We start from the raw sequence: 16,714 nt of genomic DNA, 5'->3' as shown, positions 1-16,714 counted from the left end.
TTTAGCGGCGCGGCTTGCCGCTCTTGCGGCTTCCCTTGCCCTTGCCGCCCGCAGTTCCCTTGCCGCCGGCGCTGCCCTTCGCACCGCCGCTGCCCTTCGAACCGGAGCGGCCGCCGGACTTCGCCGCGGGCGATGCCTTGTCCCCGCTCCTGCTCTGGCGTTCCTTGGTCCGCTGCCGGGCCGTGGTCTTCTGCTCCGCCTGGACCGAGGGCTGGCGCGAGCTGTTGGCCGTCCGGCCGCGCACAATGCCCACCAGCTCCTCGACCCCCGCGTCCTCGGTGTCCTCCAGCCAGGCAACAGCGATGCGGGTGCCGGGAACACCGGACACCGGCCGGGACACGACGTCGCGGCGCGAGTACAGCTTGGCCACGGCCATGGGCAGGATCAGCAGGCCCGCGCCCGAGGCCACCACTTCCATGCCGACGTCGGCGCCGCCCATTTCCTGCAGGTCCAGCAGGTTCTCGCCGGCCAGATCCGCCAGATCCAGTTCATCGAACGCGGCGACCGCGGAGTCCTTCGCGGCAGCGACAACCGGACGCTCGTCATAGAGGGCGACAACGCTCAGGTCGGCCGGACGGATGTAGCCCTCGTCCGGAACACGGACAAACACCACGTCGGCCCGGCCGGCCCGCAGTTCATCCAGAACCGCGTCTTCCGGGCACTGATAGGCCTGCAGTTCACGGTCCTGCCGTTCGTTCCACCGGCCAATCCATTTGCCGGGCGTCACGCCGGGAACGTAGGCCAGCGTCAGCGGACGGGCGGGGCGGGGCTTGTGGCGGGGGGTTTCTGTTGGCACCTTTTCAGGTTAGCCCAGGAGAGTCACCGTTCCTTCCGCAGTGTTCTCCGCCGTGTGCTGCCCCTGTTCTCCCTCGTGTTCACCCTCGTGTTCTCCCCGTGTGCTCCCCGTGTGCTCCCCCATTCGGCAGCATCCACGGCGGAGCACCCGCAGCGGGATACCCAGGTCTCCTGCGCCGGATACCCTTATTAGATGACTTCCGAGAAATCCCAATCCATGAAACCTGCCACGGCAGCCAAGAAACTGGGCATCTACCTGCCCGCCGCGCCGCAGGAGTTCCAGGACGGGCCTATTTCCCGGGCCCAGTTTGATGAGCTTCAGGCCAATCCCCCGCAGTGGCTCATTGACCTGCGCCGCAACGGCCCGCACCCCCGTCCCGTCGTGGCCCAGAAACTCAACATTTCCATTGGCGGCCTCACCCGCTCCGGCATCACGGACGCCCTGACCACCGCTGAAATCACTGCACTGCTGGCCGCACCGCCGGCCTGGCTGGTTGAAGAACGCGCCAGCTTTGCTGCTGTGCGCGACGAGGCCAAGCGTGTGAAGGAAGCAGAGGCCAAGAAGGAGCGCAAGGCCAGGGACGCCGCGCACATCGCTGCTAAGCCGCCGAAACAGCGCCGCTAGAACCTCACCAAGGGCTTCAGCGGGGGTTAGCTGTACGAAGGATGGCGCGGTTCCACGGGCAACCGAGGAACAGCGCCGGGAGTGAAGGCTGCCGGTTTACCGGCGGCCTTCCGGCGTTAAGGCCCGACGATGGGGCTGATCCGCCGCCGACCGCCGCCGGACGTGCCGGGCAGCCGCCGCCGTCGGGCATAAAAAAATCACCCCGGTCTGTTCAACCGGGGTGATTCGTTTTGTGCGCGAGGGGGGATTTGAACCCCCACGCCCTTTCGGACACTGGCACCTGAAGCCAGCGCGTCTGCCGTTCCGCCACTCGCGCCTAAATGGTTTCCCGTGGAGCGTGTGCCCTCAGTCTCACAACCGTTGGCGTCTCGATTCCTCGGGAACAGCAGAATCAAGCATACCCATATTTTGGGCAAACACCTAAACGGCCGGAACAGCCGTCCATAAACCCTGTGATTCCGCGGTTTTTGGGTTCCCCAACTTCCTCGGGAAGCAGTTCCGGCGTCGAACCTGTGCCGGCGCCCGCCCAGCCGACACCCTCCCGACACCCTCCCGGCGCCGGAGCCGCGTTAAGACATTTCTCAGCTGTCCCCAGTACTATCGAAGAGGACCTGTGTACCTTTTGGCCTGCCTTGCCGCTGCGCCGGATTCGCCCCAAGGGGCACCTCCGATGCGTCCGGGGCCGCCACTTTGCACGTTGGCCCAACGATTTGCCGGAGTGTCCGCCGGACATCGAAGACAGAATCAGGACCTAGGGAAGGAGGCGAACATGGGCTTACTCGACAACGTCGAACGCGGAATCGAAAAAGTGGTGCGCGGTGCCTTCTCCTCGGGCTCATCCGGCCGAGTGGAACCCCTGGAGCTGGCCATCGCCATGCGGCGCGAACTCGATGAACGCTCCTTCACCGTGGGTCAGGGGCGCACGCTGGCACCGAACGTCTTTACTGCCCGGCTGTCCGACGCCGATTTCAAGCGCGCCCAGGAATGGGGCGCACCGCTGGCCGAGGAGCTGTGCGACGTCGTCATCAAGCACGCCAGGAGCCAGTCCTACACTCTCCAGGGACCGGTCCGCGTGTCCTTCACGCGCGACTCGGCACTGAAGCCCGGCGTCCTCGAGGTGGATTCCTCAACGGAAAAGGCCGGGGCACCCGCTCCGCGCCAGGTAACCCCGCCCAGCCCGCGCCAGGGCCCGGGTCGGATGCAGCCCGTTTTGGACATTGACGGCCAACGGTATTCACTGAATGCTCCGTCGGTTGTTCTCGGCCGGTCCTCCGAGGCGGATATCCTCGTTGATGACACCGGCGTTTCCCGCCGGCATCTGGAAATCCGCACCGAAAATGGTGTCAGCCGCGCCATCGACCTCGGTTCCACAAACGGAAGCTTCGTCAACGGCCAAAAAGTACAAGGGGAAGCAGATCTTACGGATGGTTCCACTATTGCCATGGGTCGCACCCGAATTACGTTCCGGCTCCTTCCGGTTCGGGCCGGGGGACGTTAGTGGGCGGTGAATTGATTGTGACCCTGCTCCGGTACGGGTTCCTGATCCTGCTGTGGGTGATGGTCGTCAGTGTTGTCGGTGCTATCCGCCGCGATCTGGTGGTCGGCAGCCGCAACCGGACCGGTACGCCCAGCGCGCGGCAGGTCCGCCGAAATCCGGCCCTGGAGAAGCAGGTTCCCGCTCCGGCAAAGGCCCCCGCGCGCCAGGTGGTCGTGACCGAGGGACCCTTGCGCGGCACCACCCTGGAACTGGCCTCCAGCCCGATTCTGCTGGGACGCGCCCAGGAAGCCACGCTCGTGCTGGAGGACGACTATGCCTCCGGCCGCCACGCCCGCTTGTTCCCCCAGGGCAGCCGCTGGTTCATCGAGGACCTCGGCTCCACCAACGGCACCTTCCTCGGCGGCAGCCAGCTGACGCGTGCCCTGCCGGTGGAACCGGGAGTTCCCATCCGCATCGGTAAGACGGTCCTTGAGTTGAGGCCATAGCCGTGGCCCTGGTGCTCAACTACGCAGCACGGTCCGATGTGGGCATGGTTCGTTTGAAGAATGACGATTCCGCCTATGTCGGCCGCTATCTTGCCGTCGTCGCCGACGGCATGGGCGGTCATGCCGGCGGCAATGTTGCGTCTGCCTCCACAGTTCTGGACCTGGTCCATCTGGACAGCGGAACGCACGACGACGAACCCCTCACCGTCCTCGCGGATGAAATCCAGGCCGCGAACTCCCTCCTCTCCGAGCTGGTGACCACGAGCCCGCAGCTGTCCGGAATGGGCACAACCGTCACCGCCCTGCTGCTGAACGAGAACCGCTTCGCTTTCGCCCATATCGGGGATTCGCGGGCCTACCGGCTGAAAAACGGCGTCTTCGAGCAGATCAGCATCGACCACACCTTCGTCCAACGACTGATTGACGAGGGCCGGCTGCGTCCCGACGAAGCTGAAGTCCATCCGCACAAAAACGTCCTCATGCGCGTCCTCGGCGATGTGGATGCCAGCCCGGAACTTGACCTGGCAACCTTCGAGGTGGAAGCCGGAGAGAAGTGGCTCCTGTGTTCCGACGGTCTCACGGCCGTCCTGCGGGACTCCGACATCGAGGCCGTGCTCCGGGAGACCAGGGACCTCCAGCGCTGCGTCGACATTCTGGTCGAACTCACCCTCGCGGGCGGGTCACCGGACAACGTGACGGTGGCGGTAGTTGAGATCACCGAGGTTCCCGATGATTCCGTTCTTCCCCTGGAGTCCTCCTCAGCGGCCCGGAGCGCGCTGTCCGCCGGCTCGTCGCTGCAGGCGGCCGTCCACGAACGGGCGACCGACGCCGGCGACGCGCGGGACCTCCCGGCCGGAACCGGCGACGACGACGGCTTGGACGACGCCCTCGGCGATCAACCGATCCGTGCCGACCTCATCCGGCAGGACCTTTCCTCCCGCCCGCACATCCTGGTGGGGGCGGCCTCCCTCGCCACCGAGACCGGGCAGATCCCCATCGTCACCAAGCGGACGGCCGAACGCCGCGCCGCGCGCCTGCTCACCCACAAAGCCGCGCCCGAAACGGACCCGGCACCGGACCAGGACCCGCCCAAGCAGCGCCGCTGGCTGGTCCCCGCCATCCTGGCCCTGATAACGGTCCTGCTGGCAGCCGTCCTCTGGGTCGGCTACACCTGGACCCAGACGCGCTACTACGTTGGAGCGAGCGACAACAACGTCGCCATCTACAACGGCGTCTCGCAGTCGCTGGGCCCGATCCGGCTGTCCACCGTCACTGAACGGACCGACATCCCCGTCGACAGCCTGCCCGAATACCAGCGCAACCGGGTCGAAGGCACGATTCCTGCCAAGGACCTGCTCCATGCCGAGCAAATCGTCGAGGATCTCAGGGGAACGGCCCAGGCAAGCGCCTGCGAGCCCGCTCCGAACACTCCCGCCAAAGCCGGCGCGGCCTCCACACCCACGGCATCCGCCAGCCCGTCGGCGGCCGCGAAGCCTGCTGCCACTCCGGATGACTGCGGAGGGCAGAAATAATGAGTGACGTACTGACAGTTCCCAAATCACGGCGCAACATCGAAGCCGTGCTCCTGCTGCTCGCCCTGGCCGTCGGTGTCGGCGCCAACATGGTGGTCGGCCTGGACCAGGACCGGGCCTTCGACTCCGATTTCTGGACGCAGGGCGCCACCCTGGTGGGCCTGGTCCTGGTCTTCCACATCGTGCTGCGGTTCCGGGCCAAATATGCCGATCCGGTAATACTTCCCATCGTGACGGCGCTCAACGGCATCGGCCTCGCCATGATTCACCGGCTGGACATCGCCATGGACGACAACGCGGCCGACCGGCAGCTGCTCTGGAGCGCCGTGGCCGTGGCCGCCGCCGTCGCCGTCCTGTTCCTGATCAAGGACCACCGGATCCTGCGCCGCTACACGTACATTTCGCTCATCGTCAGCGCCATTCTGCTGCTGCTGCCGCTGACCCCGCTGGGCCTGGAAATCAATGGCGCCCGGATCTGGATCAACGTCGGCATCGGCACCTTCCAGCCCGGTGAAATCGCCAAGATCACGCTGGCCATATTCTTCGCGGGGTATCTTTCCACCAACCGTGACCTGATCCTGCTGGCCGGGCGCAAGGTCGGCCCGCTGCAGCTCCCCCGCTTCAAGGACCTCGGCCCCATGATGGCGGCCTGGATTGTCAGCATCGGCGTGCTTGTCTTCCAGCGCGACCTCGGCTCCTCCATCCTGTTCTTCGGCCTCTTCATGGCGATGATCTATGTCGCCACCAGCCGGGTCAGCTGGGTGCTGATCGGCCTCGCCCTGCTCGGAGCCGGCGGTTATGTCGCCATGCAGCTGTTCAGCCACGTCGGTCTGCGGATCGACGGCTGGCTGAATGCCTTCGACCCGGAGGTGTACACCCGAATCGGCGGCGGAAGCTACCAGGTGGTGCAGGGCCTGTACGGGCTCGCCAGCGGCGGGCTCATCGGCACCGGGCTCGGCCAGGGCCGGCCGGACCTGGTCACCTATGCGAACTCCGACATGATCATCGCCGCGCTGGGCGAGGAACTGGGCCTGATCGGCATCTTCGCGATCGTGCTGCTCTACGTCCTGCTGGTGTCCCGCGGCTTCCGCGCCGCATTGGGCACCCGCGACGGATTCGGAAAGCTGCTCGCCTGCGGCCTGTCCTTCACCATTGCCCTGCAGTGCTTCGTGGTGATCGGAGGCGTCACCCGCCTGATTCCGCTCACCGGCCTGACCACGCCGTTCATGTCCGCGGGCGGCTCCTCACTGCTGGCCAACTGGATCATCGTGGCGCTGCTGCTGCTGATCTCCGAGGCGGCCCGCCGCCCGGCGGCCACCGGTCCGCTGACCGGCCCAATGGTGCCGGCCATGCAGGAATCACCGGTGGGATCAGTCCAGCGCAAGTCCAAGAGGGAACAGGAGGTAAGCGGCTCATGAATCAAGCCATCCGCAACAGCTGGATCGTGGCCCTGGCCATGTTTGTCCTCATTCTTGGGTCACTGACCTACGTCCAGTTTTTTGCTGCCGAAGAGCTCAACGCCGATCCGAACAACAACCGCACCATCTACCAGAACTTCGGCCAGAACCGGGGATCGATTTTGGTTGATGGGGCTCCGATCGCCGAATCGGTGCCCTCTGACGACGAGTTCAACTACCAGCGCGTTTATCACCAGCCGGAGCTGTATTCCCAGCTGACCGGGTACTTCTCCCTGACGGCCGGAGTCACGCAGCTGGAAAGCGTCATGGACGAGGAACTGACCGGAACCAGTGACCAGCAGTTCTTCGACCGTCTGGTGCAGGTCTTTTCCGGCAACCAGCCGCAGGGCGCCTCCGTTGAACTGACGATCGATTCCCAGCTGCAGGAAATGGCTTACGACCTGATCCCCGAGGGGCAGAAGGGCTCCATCGTCATGATGGATCCGAAGACCGGAAACATTCTGGCCATGGTGTCCAAGCCCAGCTATGACACCAACCTTCTGGCCGGGCACGACACCACGGTCGTGGAGCAGAACATGCAGGAACTGCTCACCGTCGATGGCCTCTCCCCCTACCGCAACGCCGCGACCCAGTCGTTACTGGCCCCCGGCTCGGTGTTCAAGCTGGTGGATGCCGCCGCTGCCCTCGAGTCCGGCAAGTACAACGCCGATACCCTCATCGACAACCCGAACGAGCTGCCGTTGCCGGGCACCAATATCTCCCTGCCGAACTACACCAACGGCAATTGCAGCGTACGGTCCGAGGCAACCATCGGGTTCGCCCTGGAGCAGTCCTGCAACACCGTTTTCGCCCAAATCGCTTGGGACCTCGGTGAAGAGGCAATTGCGTCGCAGGCCGAGAAGTTCGGGTTCAACGAAGCGCTGAGCCTCCCCGAGCGCGGCATGTACGAAGTGGCACCCAGCGGCTTCCCCACGGGAATGGACCAGGCCCAGCTGGCGCAGGCTTCCATCGGCCAGTACAGCGTCACCGCAACCCCCCTGGAAATCGCCATGATGTCGTCCGCCATCGCGAACAACGGCGTGCAGATGACGCCCAATCTTGTCCGGAATGTCCGTGCCGCCGACCTGTCGATCATCGACGAGCCGGAGCCGGAAGTCCTGAACACCTCCGTAAGTCCGGAAACCGCCCGCCAGCTCACCGACTGGATGGTGGGCGTCGTGGACAACGGCACCGCCTCCGCGGCGCAGGTTCCGGGCTTCAAAGTGGCCGGCAAGACCGGCACAGCGGAAGTGGAGGGCAAGGGCGACAACGCCTGGTTCACCGGTTTCGCTCCGGCTGACGACCCCGAAGTGGTCATCTCCATCGTCATGGAAGACGTGGACCTGACCACCGGATCCCAACTGACCACTCCAAGCGCGCAGAAACTCCTAGAGGCGGTGTTAAATAAGTGAGGCCTACATCGGGAATCACCTTAGGCGGCAGATTCCAGCTCACTGACCGTATCGCCATCGGCGGTATGGGTGAGGTCTGGAAGGCACGGGACCTGGTCCTGGGCCGCATTGTTGCCATCAAGGTCCTCAAGGAGGAATACACCGGGGATCCTGGTTTCCTGAACCGTTTCCGGGCCGAGGCTCGCCACACGGCGCTGCTGAACCACGAGGGCATTGCCAACGTCTTCGACTACGGCGAGGAAGAGGGTTCGGCCTACCTGGTCATGGAGCTGGTTCCTGGCCTGCCGCTGTCCTCCATCATTGAGCGCGACAAGAGCCTGACGCCGGACCGCACGCTGTCCATCATCGGTCAGACCGCCACGGCGCTGGCCGCCGCCCACAAGCAGGGACTGGTCCACCGCGACGTCAAGCCCGGAAACCTGCTGATCCTGCCCGACGGCAGGGTCAAAATCACCGACTTCGGCATTGCCCGGCTTGCGGACCAGGTGCCGCTGACCGCCACCGGCCAGGTCATGGGCACCGCCCAGTATCTTGCACCCGAGCAGGCCACCGGCCAGCAGGCCACCGGTTCCAGTGACATTTACGCCCTCGGTGTCATCGGCTACGAACTGCTGGCCGGAACCCGGCCCTTCTCCGGTGAGTCGCAGATTGCCATTGCCCTGGCCCAGGTCAACGACACTCCCCCGCCACTGCCGGAGAGCATTCCGCTGCCGGTCCGCGCGCTGATCATGTCCATGCTGGCCAAGGATCCGGCCGACCGCCCGGCCGACGCCGAAGCGCTGGCACGGGCCGTTGCCGCCATCCGCCGCGGTGACATTCCCGCTGCCGAGGCCGCCGTCCCCGGCATGCTCCTCTTCGGCGGCGGCGCCGCCACTGTCCTGAACGACGCCGTCACAGCACCGGTTCCCACCACCAGCACCTCAGCCACGCGCGCCGTGAACACCGCGCCGTCGACCTCGGCGCTGCCCACCGTCGCGGGCGCGGCCGTGGGCGCGGAGAACGCCGCCACCGGCGAACTCGCCGCATCGCGTGAGTGGACCGATGAAGACGTCGACGACGTCGACACCTCGGACGGGGACGGCGGAGACGACGCCCCTGCCAAACGCCGCAACCCATGGGTCATTCCGGTCGCCGTGCTGCTGGCGCTGATCATCGCCGGAGTTATTGCCGCTTTCCTGCTCACCGGAGACAACGACGGCGATCCCCAGCCGGCGCCGTCGGCCACCACTACTCAGGCCAGCCCCAGCCCCACGCAATCGGAGGACACCGATCTAGTCACCATTGACCTCGAAGATTTTAGCGATCTGGACTTCAATTTGGCTCGAGAGCGTTTGGAGAGCTTGGGTATGAATGTTGCAGAGAATCCGGTGGAGTCTGAGGCTCCCGAGGGGCGGATTATTGCACTGGATCCGACAGGACAGGTAGCGCGGGGAACAACAGTGACCGTAACCTACTCGACGGGCCCTGCACCGGCGCCCACCAGCACTAGCACTACTGTTCCGTCCGGACTGCTGGGCCAGACCGGACCCGCCGCTGCGGAGCAGATCAGTGCCGCCGGCCTGATCCCGGTCAACGGCGGCACGCAGGCCTCCAACCAGCCGGAGGGCACCGTGGTGGCCGTCAACCCGTCGGAGGGTGCACCCCTTCCGGAAGGATCAACCGTCACCTACTTCACGTCCGAGGGCCCGGCTACGGTCGAGCCTGCCCCAACGAACGTGCCGGAGCCGACCCCGTCGACCCCGTCGACCCCGTCGACCCCGTCGACCCCGTCGACGCCGTCGACTGCGGCCACCGTTCCGGCCGCCCCCAACGGCATCACTCCTCCGGCAGCACCCAACAGCGTCAACACTCCGGCAACACCCAACAGCGTCATTCCTCCGGCATCACCCACCGGCGTCAACCCTTCGGCCGGATAAGCAACCATGAGCGCAGATTTCCTCAAAGGACAGCCCACCCTGAATACCGAGCGGGTGTTGAACGGCCGTTACGAACTCGGCGAGCTGATCGGCCGCGGCGGCATGGCCGATGTGTACCTCGGCCGGGACATTCGGCTGGGCCGTTCCGTGGCCATCAAGGTCCTGCGCCCCGATTTGGCCCGCGATCCGCTGTTCCAGTCCCGGTTCCGGCGCGAGGCACAGGCTGTCGCGGGGCTGAACCACCCGGCGATTGTGTCCGTGTACGATACCGGCGATCAGGAATCCCCAGGGTCCACGCCGGATGATGTCCGCCTGCCGTTCATCGTGATGGAGTTTGTGCGCGGGCGGACCCTGCGCGATCTGGTCAAAGCCGGGGAGATCACCACCGACAAGGCCATTGAGTACATGCTCGGTGTCCTTGCCGCGCTGGAATACAGTCACCGTTCAGGGATTGTGCACCGCGACATCAAGCCGGCCAACGTCATGGTGACCGCCGACGGCGGCGTGAAGGTCATGGACTTCGGCATTGCCCGGGCGATGGCCGATTCTGCCGCGACCATGACCCAAACCCAGGCCGTCATCGGCACCGCGCAGTATCTTTCGCCCGAACAGGCCCGCGGCGAAACCGTGGATGCCCGCAGCGATCTGTATTCAGCCGCCTGCCTGCTCTTCGAAATGCTGGCGGGCCGGCCGCCGTTCATCGGCGACAGTCCCGTTTCCGTGGCGTACCAGCATGTCCGGGAACCTCCGCCCAAGGCCAGCAGCTTTAACGCCGAGATTGCGGCGGAGCTTGACGCTGTGCTGGACCACGGGTTGGCGAAGGACCGCGCGGACCGCTATCAGGACGCCCATGCGTTCCGCGACGCGCTGCTCCGCGTGCGCAGCGGAGCAGCAGCCGTTGAACCGGCACCCGACACCTCCGCCACCGAGGCCCTGACCGTTTCGGCTCCGGCCCGCGCCGCCGTCGACGTCAGCCCCATCGAGGACGAACCCCGCACCCGGGCCATGGCCCGGGTCCGTTCCGGCGGCCCGCTCACCACCGCTCCGGACGGAAACGACGACGACGATGCTCCGGCTTCGCTGTCCATCGGCAACACCGGGGACCGGGATCCGGAGCAGAAGGCCCGCCGGCGCGCCTGGATCACCACAGTCTGCATTGGACTTTTGCTGCTTTTGGGCGCCGGTTCCGTTTTGGCATTCAACCTGATTAATCCCAAGGAAACCGCCCCGGTGACTGCGGTGATGCCCGATGTCCAGTCCAAGACCCAGACCGATGCCCTGAACATCATCCTGGATGCCGGCTTTGGGCCGCCAACCATCGAACCGGAATACAGCGACACGGTTAAGTCCGGCCTTGCCATCGGCACCTCTCCGGAGGGGGGAACCGATGCACCGCTGGATGCCAACGTCACCCTCTTCATTTCGCAGGGACCGTCAACCGTTACGATTCCCGCCAATTTGGCGGGCATGACCGAACCCGAGGCGCGTGATGCCCTCCGCAGCCTGGGCTTGCAGGGCGGAACCACAGCCGAGGCGAACAGTTCTGTGGTTCCGGCGGGCCGGGTGCTCTCCACCACCCCTGGGCTCGGAGAGGCTGTTCCGGTGGAGACCACCGTCGATCTGGTGCTGTCCACCGGCAACGTCACGGTTCCGGATCTCCTCGGCCGTTCGCTGGAGGATGCGCAGGCAATCCTGGCCGACCCGCTCTACGGGCTGACGGTCACAGTCAACGAGGTCGAGGACGCTGTGACTGTCCCCGGAACGGTCACCGCCCAGAGCATCACCGGCGGCATGGATGTGGAACAGGGCAGCACTATCGCCCTGACAGTGGCTAAGGCTCCGCCGGAGCCCACTGAGGAGCCCACTCCCGACCCGAGCGCCTCCCCGGAACCGTCGGAGACGGCGAAGGGGAAGAAGAAGAAGGACGACTAGCGCGGCAGGGGGTCCGCAGCAGTCGACATGAGCGGGCTGAGGGTGGCGGCATGTGCTGCCGCTCCAGCCAGGCCCAGTCCTTCGAGCCAGTTCCCCAGCATCTGGTAGCCGCCTTCGGTGAGCACTGATTCGGGGTGGAACTGCACACCGGAGAGGGGCGCCGAAGCGTGGCGGAGACCCATGATGATTCCGCTGTCGGTCCGGGCGGTCACCTCGAGTTCCGCCGGGATGGTGTCGGCAACTGCTGCCAGCGAGTGGTACCGCGTGGCGGTGACCGGGCTCGGCAGGCCCTGGAACACATCAGTGCCTTCGTGCCGGACCAGCGACGTTTTGCCGTGCATGAGCTCCGGAGCGTGGGTCACAGTCCCGCCGTAGGCTTCGGCCAGTGCCTGATGCCCGAGGCAGATGCCCAGCATCGGCTTGTTGTTTTCTCCGCACCAGCGGATCAGCTCAACGCACACACCCGCCTCGGCCGGGGCTCCGGGCCCCGGGGAGACCAGCACTCCGTCGCGGGCGGCAGCCAGCTCGACCGCCTCGGCCAGGGTGACGTCGTCGTTGCGCACCACCGTGGTCTCGGCCCCCAGCTGCTGCAGGTAGCCGACCAGCGTGTACACAAAGCTGTCGTAGTTGTCGACGACCAGGATTCGAATACTGCTCATGTGGTCTAGGAACCGCCAATCGTGGAATCGGTGAGGGGGCTAAGGAAGCTGTATTCGGAGAACCACGGGAACACGTAGTTCATGAGGAGCAGCACCACGCCGGCGATCAGCACGAGCGCGGTAAGGATGCGGACCCAGAGAGGGCCCGGCAGATTCCGAAAGATCCAAGCGTACATTTTAGCGCGCTCCTTCCGCGTTGTGGGCAACCTGGGCGGCAATCTCGGCCGGCGGACCGGCGGACAGCGGTTGCCAGGACTCCATCAGTGCGTAGGCAATGATCCGTTCCTCCGCCCCGAAGCGGGGGTTGCAGCTGGTGAGGGTCAAAAAGCGCTCGGTCGGCACCGCAGCGGGCTGTGTTGGTACGGGCGCAATGACATCCACGCGGTCCGGCAGGACAATCTGGTTGTTGCGGTAGACGTAGCTGTAGTACCCGTCCTTGGTCTGCACATAGATTTTGTCCCCCGGCACCAGGGTATGGATGGCGTCCAGAACCTGCCCGTGCGTCTGGCGGTGGCCCGCAAGGGCAAAGTTTCCCACTTCTCCGGGCATGGCCGTCGAAGGATAGTGTCCAAGCCCGAGCGAATCCAGCACCGCTGTCCCCACACCGCTGGTTACGGGACGGGAGTAGGTGTCGCCGAAACGTGGAATGTAGACCACGGCAAAGGTGCGTCCTTCTTCCTCAATGGCAGGCAACACAGCCGGGTCGCCGTAATCGGGGCCGGCCGCCTCCGCGGCCGCCTCCGGCACCGGAGCAACCGGTCCATCGAATTCCGAGAACAAGCTGCCAACGGCCTGTTCCTGCTTGTTGTTGGCGTCGATATTGGTCCACCAGAGTTCCCACACGACATAGAGGACCAGGAGCAGTCCGAGAGTGATCAGGAGTTCTCCGAACACCTGGATGACCTGCTGGCTGCGGCTGCGTCCGCGGGAACGGGAACCGGCAGAGCTCCTTCGCGCGTGTGTTGCCCTGCTGGAGGTCGCCATGGTTCCCTTTTCGTTCTAGACCGGACTGGCGTGCGGCGGCACGGATGAGCTCCGCCATTCGCTACGATGAGTACAAGGGAAACAGCCAGGTGCGGTGGCAGCCCCCAGTCAGGATACAGCCGGGCAGCAGCCCGATGCGGCAGCACTGCACCAGCGGCCCCGCCATGACCGTATACGCCGGCATTCAGAGAGCCGGTTCCGCCAGGAGGATCCGTGCCCGAGTCAAAGTCCCGCAAGAAGCCCGCCACCGCAGCACCCGCCGCCAAGGCAAGCTCTGCACCCAAGCCCAACCCGGTTTGGTACAAGCCGGTAATGTTCGGCCTGATGATCATCGGTCTCCTGTGGATTATCGTGTTCTACATTTCCGAGAGCCGGTTCCCCATCCCCGAACTGGGCGCAGGGAACATCCTGGTGGGCTTCGGTATCGCCATTGTCGGCTTCCTGATGACCACCCGCTGGCGCTGACGGCACATCCCGCCACCATCCCCGGCGTCATCCGTTGGTTCGGGCCACCTTGCAGGGTGTCCCTTTCCGGGGGTCCGCCTTCGCGTGGGTGACACCTTTGCATGGGCGACGCCTTTGCGTAGGGCACCGGAAGTCTCACCAGCCAAATAGAAGTTCAGCGACGAGGGCCTGAGCGCGGTATTACACCGGGCTCAGGCCCTCGAGCTTTGCCGAGCATCGTTTGGCGCCGTCCCTTTAAGTGCTTGCATTCAGCAGCGTTGCCAGCCACAGATTCATGGCCACAGGCCGAGCCGGCCCCGCCACAGGTTCCCACTCTTTGGGGCATGAGCCGTCGTGGGGTCACACCAGCCACACCAGGTAACAAAGGCTGGGAACCAGTGCGGGAAACCTGCACGAGGGTGGAGCCGGGACCAAAAACCACAGCCCTGCCGCTGCTCCCCTGCCAGAAGCGCGCCCCGGCCACCCAGTACCAGTCAGAAGCACGAGCCCGGCCGCCCAGTACCAGTCACAAGCACAAACCCGACCGCCACTTCCCTGGCAGAGGCACGAGCCCAGCCCTAGGGTCCCAGCCACAATCACCGGCAGTCCCAAATCCCGGCTCAAAGCCACACGCCAGCCTCATGTGGCCGGCCCGAAGGCCACAAGCCGAGCACGGATTCCCACTCTTTGGGGCACATGAGCCGTCCTGGGATCACACCAGCCACACCAGGTAACAACGGGTGGGAACGAGTGCGGGAAACCTCCGCGGGGTCGGGTTGCCGCCGCGGAACCGGAAATGAGGCCGCTGCAACCCAGCGGCACCAAGACCCGGGGCCCTGTGCAGAACCTTTGTGCACACACTGTGCACAGAGTTATCCACAGGTGTGCGTAACTTTTCGTCCCGTTGGGGCAAAAATCACCGGCATCATAGGCACAGGAGTTATCCACAGCTGTGGAATTACATGTGTGTAACTCAGTTTTGCCTCTGGATAACCTGTTTACAATTGGCCCTACAGCCTGTGGATAACTTGTGATCTCAGGGAACCGGAGTCGACCACTTCCGGGTTCGCCGGTGAAGCCGGGATCCGGTCCGGGCTGTACCCTATCCCTCCCAGGCCCCTTAACCGGCGCGGATTTTGCCGACAGACGACGGCGATCAACCCCGTTTGGCCATGTCTCATCACCACAAGTTATTAACACTGTGGGTATCTCTGTGGATAACGCCCGGCCCGCTGTGGATCACCGGAGCTCCGCGGGGCGGGGACCCTGGAACGGCACGCTCCTGTTGGTCAGGGAACCGGCCAGAGATGCGGAACAGGGCACCGAAGCGGGTGGCCAGGGCGCGGAACAAGGCTCCTAAGCGGGTGCGCCGGGCAGGGGCGCGGATCACCGATCAGGGCAGCGCCCGGCCAAGGCCCTAACAGGCACCACTGCCGAACCGCCCGAACCGGCGCACTGCCGCACCGGCTTAAGCCAGCCTTAGATCAGGCCCTTGGCCCCGGCCAGTACGGCGGAAATGACGCACAGCACCACAACAATCCCGGCGAGGCCGGCAAACTGCACCAGCGACCGGTTTTTGCCCTTGGGTGCGTAAACCAGGACGGCGGCGCACGCGGCGCCGGTCAGCAGCCCGCCCAGATGCGCCTGCCACGCAATGTTGGGGACGAAGAATCCCAGCGCAAAGTTGACGGCCAGCAGGATCAGCACCGACCGCACACTGGCCCGCCGCTGCAGCAGGACCACCAGGAGGGCGCCGAAGAGGCCGAAGATTGCCCCGGACGCTCCCACCACAGCCTGGAAGAGCGGACTGAGCGCCAGCACGCCCACCGATCCTCCCAGCGCCGAGATGAGGTACAGCAGCGCAAAACGGAGCCGGCCCAGTTGCGGCTCGAGCCCCTGTCCCAGGAACCACAGGGCGTAGAGGTTGAAGGCGATGTGCAGGACGCCTCCGGGGGAATGCAGGAATGCCGAGGACAGCATCCGCCAGGGTTCAACGCCGGTGAGGACGGGCGCGTACCAAAGGAGCGAGGTGAAGGGCGGATACAGGAACTGCACCATGAAGAACACCGCGCAGACAGCCATCAGCGTGATCGTGACGACGGGCTTGCCCTGGGCGACCTTTCCGCCGTAGGGCGTCCGGTACGCGGGGGCCTGCCGGCGGCTCTCCTGGAAGCAGTCCTCGCACTGGATGCCCACGGGCGCAGCATGCTGGCACTCCGGGCAGGCCGGGCGGCCGCAGCGCTGGCAGCGGATGTAGCTGATCCGGTCCGGGTGCCGCGGACAGACGGGAACCTGTGAGGCCGGTGTTTCAGCAGGCACTCCATATGACATTGCGGTACTCCCAAAGAGAAATGAGGCCAGATGGACGAAAGGCCCCGGCCGAAAAATCCGACCGGGGCATCCGTGAACGGGTTAGAGCTGTTCGACAGTGATGCTGTTGATAACTACGTCTTCGGCCGGCTTGTCGCGCATGTCGGTGGCGACGGCGTTGAGCTGGTCAACCAGTGCACGTGACTCGTCGTCGGCTACTTCGCCGAAGATCGTGTGCTTGCCCTGCAGCCAGGTGGTGGGGACGGAGGTGATGAAGAACTGGGATCCGTTGGTTCCACGGCCCATCTGCACACCGGCGTTGGCCATGGCCAGCTTGTACGGGGTGGAGAAATCCAGGTCGGGGTTGATCTCGTCGTCGAACTGGTAGCCCGGTCCGCCGGTGCCGCGGCCCAGGGGATCGCCGCCCTGGATCATGAAGTCTTTGATGATGCGGTGGAAGATGGTGCCGTCATACAGCGGGCGGCTGGTCTTCTCTCCTGTTGCCGGGTCGGTCCACTCGATCTCGCCGGTGGCCAGGCCAACAAAGTTCTTAACCGTCTTGGGCGCGTGATTGCCGAAGAGGTTGACCTTGATGTCGCCCATGGACGTGTGGATGGTTGCAAGTGCGGTAGGAATAGCAGTCATATATTTCATTCTTCCACGGC

15 protein-coding genes and 1 tRNA gene are annotated in these 16,714 nt (G+C 65.1%); 9 read left to right on the top strand and 7 right to left on the bottom strand.

Annotated elements, in window-relative coordinates; translation table 11 throughout:
• Nucleotide 1 precedes the first annotated feature (1 nt).
• Nucleotides 2-796 carry a LysR substrate-binding domain-containing protein gene (locus QNN99_RS11100; RefSeq protein ID WP_229966502.1) on the bottom strand — a complete coding sequence of 265 codons (795 nt, stop codon included), beginning with the start codon at nucleotides 794-796 and terminating at the stop codon, nucleotides 2-4.
• A gap of 192 nt (nucleotides 797-988) precedes the next feature.
• Here QNN99_RS11100 and QNN99_RS11095 point away from each other — a divergent pair, with 192 nt between their 5' ends.
• Complete coding sequence (locus QNN99_RS11095) at nucleotides 989-1,420, top strand: DUF5997 family protein (RefSeq protein ID WP_229966501.1); 432 nt, start codon at nucleotides 989-991, stop codon at nucleotides 1,418-1,420.
• Nucleotides 1,421-1,653: 233 nt separating this feature from the next.
• Here QNN99_RS11095 and QNN99_RS11090 read toward each other — a convergent pair.
• Nucleotides 1,654-1,736: transfer RNA gene (locus QNN99_RS11090), tRNA-Leu, on the bottom strand.
• Nucleotides 1,737-2,189: 453 nt separating this feature from the next.
• Here QNN99_RS11090 and QNN99_RS11085 point away from each other — a divergent pair.
• From QNN99_RS11085 to pknB, 7 genes are read left to right on the top strand one after another with little or no spacing between them, the layout of a single operon-like run.
• A complete protein-coding gene (locus QNN99_RS11085) occupies nucleotides 2,190-2,918 on the top strand; it encodes an FHA domain-containing protein (protein WP_229966500.1) in 729 nt (242 codons plus the stop codon).
• On the top strand, nucleotides 2,918-3,403 hold the full coding sequence (locus QNN99_RS11080; RefSeq protein WP_442860515.1) for an FHA domain-containing protein FhaB/FipA: 486 nt from the start codon (nucleotides 2,918-2,920) through the stop codon (nucleotides 3,401-3,403). The genes QNN99_RS11085 and QNN99_RS11080 overlap by 1 nt, the downstream gene beginning before the upstream one ends.
• Before the next feature lie 44 nt (nucleotides 3,404-3,447).
• On the top strand, nucleotides 3,448-4,935 hold the full coding sequence (locus QNN99_RS11075) for a PP2C family protein-serine/threonine phosphatase (protein WP_229966684.1): 1,488 nt from the start codon (nucleotides 3,448-3,450) through the stop codon (nucleotides 4,933-4,935).
• On the top strand, nucleotides 4,935-6,353 hold the full coding sequence (locus QNN99_RS11070; RefSeq protein ID WP_229966499.1) for an FtsW/RodA/SpoVE family cell cycle protein: 1,419 nt from the start codon (nucleotides 4,935-4,937) through the stop codon (nucleotides 6,351-6,353). Before QNN99_RS11075 ends, QNN99_RS11070 begins: the two co-directional genes overlap by 1 nt.
• The gene (locus tag QNN99_RS11065) at nucleotides 6,350-7,804 is read left to right on the top strand and encodes a peptidoglycan D,D-transpeptidase FtsI family protein (protein WP_229966498.1); all 1,455 of its coding nucleotides are present in this window, start codon (nucleotides 6,350-6,352) and stop codon (nucleotides 7,802-7,804) included. Before QNN99_RS11070 ends, QNN99_RS11065 begins: the two co-directional genes overlap by 4 nt.
• Nucleotides 7,801-9,720 (top strand): protein kinase domain-containing protein, encoded by a 1,920-nt coding sequence (locus QNN99_RS11060; protein ID WP_229966497.1) that lies wholly within the window; start codon nucleotides 7,801-7,803, stop codon nucleotides 9,718-9,720. Before QNN99_RS11065 ends, QNN99_RS11060 begins: the two co-directional genes overlap by 4 nt.
• A gap of 6 nt (nucleotides 9,721-9,726) precedes the next feature.
• Nucleotides 9,727-11,652 (top strand): Stk1 family PASTA domain-containing Ser/Thr kinase, encoded by a 1,926-nt coding sequence (gene pknB / locus QNN99_RS11055; protein ID WP_229966496.1) that lies wholly within the window; start codon nucleotides 9,727-9,729, stop codon nucleotides 11,650-11,652.
• Here pknB and QNN99_RS11050 read toward each other — a convergent pair.
• Genes QNN99_RS11050 through QNN99_RS11040 form a run of 3 tightly spaced genes read right to left on the bottom strand, consistent with a single transcriptional unit; the run spans nucleotide 11,649 to nucleotide 13,295 of the window.
• Nucleotides 11,649-12,311, bottom strand: a complete 663-nt coding sequence (locus QNN99_RS11050) for an aminodeoxychorismate/anthranilate synthase component II (RefSeq protein ID WP_229966495.1) — start codon at nucleotides 12,309-12,311, stop codon at nucleotides 11,649-11,651. The genes pknB and QNN99_RS11050 overlap by 4 nt on opposite strands.
• A gap of 5 nt (nucleotides 12,312-12,316) precedes the next feature.
• A complete protein-coding gene (locus QNN99_RS11045; protein WP_229966494.1) occupies nucleotides 12,317-12,487 on the bottom strand; it encodes a hypothetical protein in 171 nt (56 codons plus the stop codon).
• 1 nt (nucleotide 12,488) lies between these two features.
• Complete coding sequence (locus QNN99_RS11040; RefSeq protein WP_229966493.1) at nucleotides 12,489-13,295, bottom strand: class E sortase; 807 nt, start codon at nucleotides 13,293-13,295, stop codon at nucleotides 12,489-12,491.
• A 213-nt stretch (nucleotides 13,296-13,508) separates the two neighbouring features.
• Between QNN99_RS11040 and QNN99_RS11035 the strand changes: the two genes are divergently transcribed.
• A complete protein-coding gene (locus QNN99_RS11035) occupies nucleotides 13,509-13,760 on the top strand; it encodes a cell division protein CrgA (protein WP_229966492.1) in 252 nt (83 codons plus the stop codon).
• 1,458 nt (nucleotides 13,761-15,218) lie between these two features.
• Here the strand turns inward: QNN99_RS11035 and QNN99_RS11030 are convergent.
• Both QNN99_RS11030 and QNN99_RS11025 read right to left on the bottom strand, forming a co-directional pair.
• Complete coding sequence (locus QNN99_RS11030; RefSeq protein WP_331461782.1) at nucleotides 15,219-15,935, bottom strand: rhomboid family intramembrane serine protease; 717 nt, start codon at nucleotides 15,933-15,935, stop codon at nucleotides 15,219-15,221.
• Nucleotides 15,936-16,151: 216 nt separating this feature from the next.
• Nucleotides 16,152-16,694, bottom strand: coding sequence for a peptidylprolyl isomerase (locus QNN99_RS11025; protein ID WP_229966490.1), 543 nt, complete (start codon nucleotides 16,692-16,694; stop codon nucleotides 16,152-16,154).
• Between the last annotated feature and the right edge of the window lie 20 nt (nucleotides 16,695-16,714).

This window comes from Arthrobacter sp. zg.Y820, from assembly GCF_030125555.1.
Lineage (GTDB): Bacteria > Actinomycetota > Actinomycetes > Actinomycetales > Micrococcaceae > Arthrobacter_B.
Note: the sequence above shows the minus strand (reverse complement) of the source record. Positions and strands in the feature narration are given on the sequence as shown.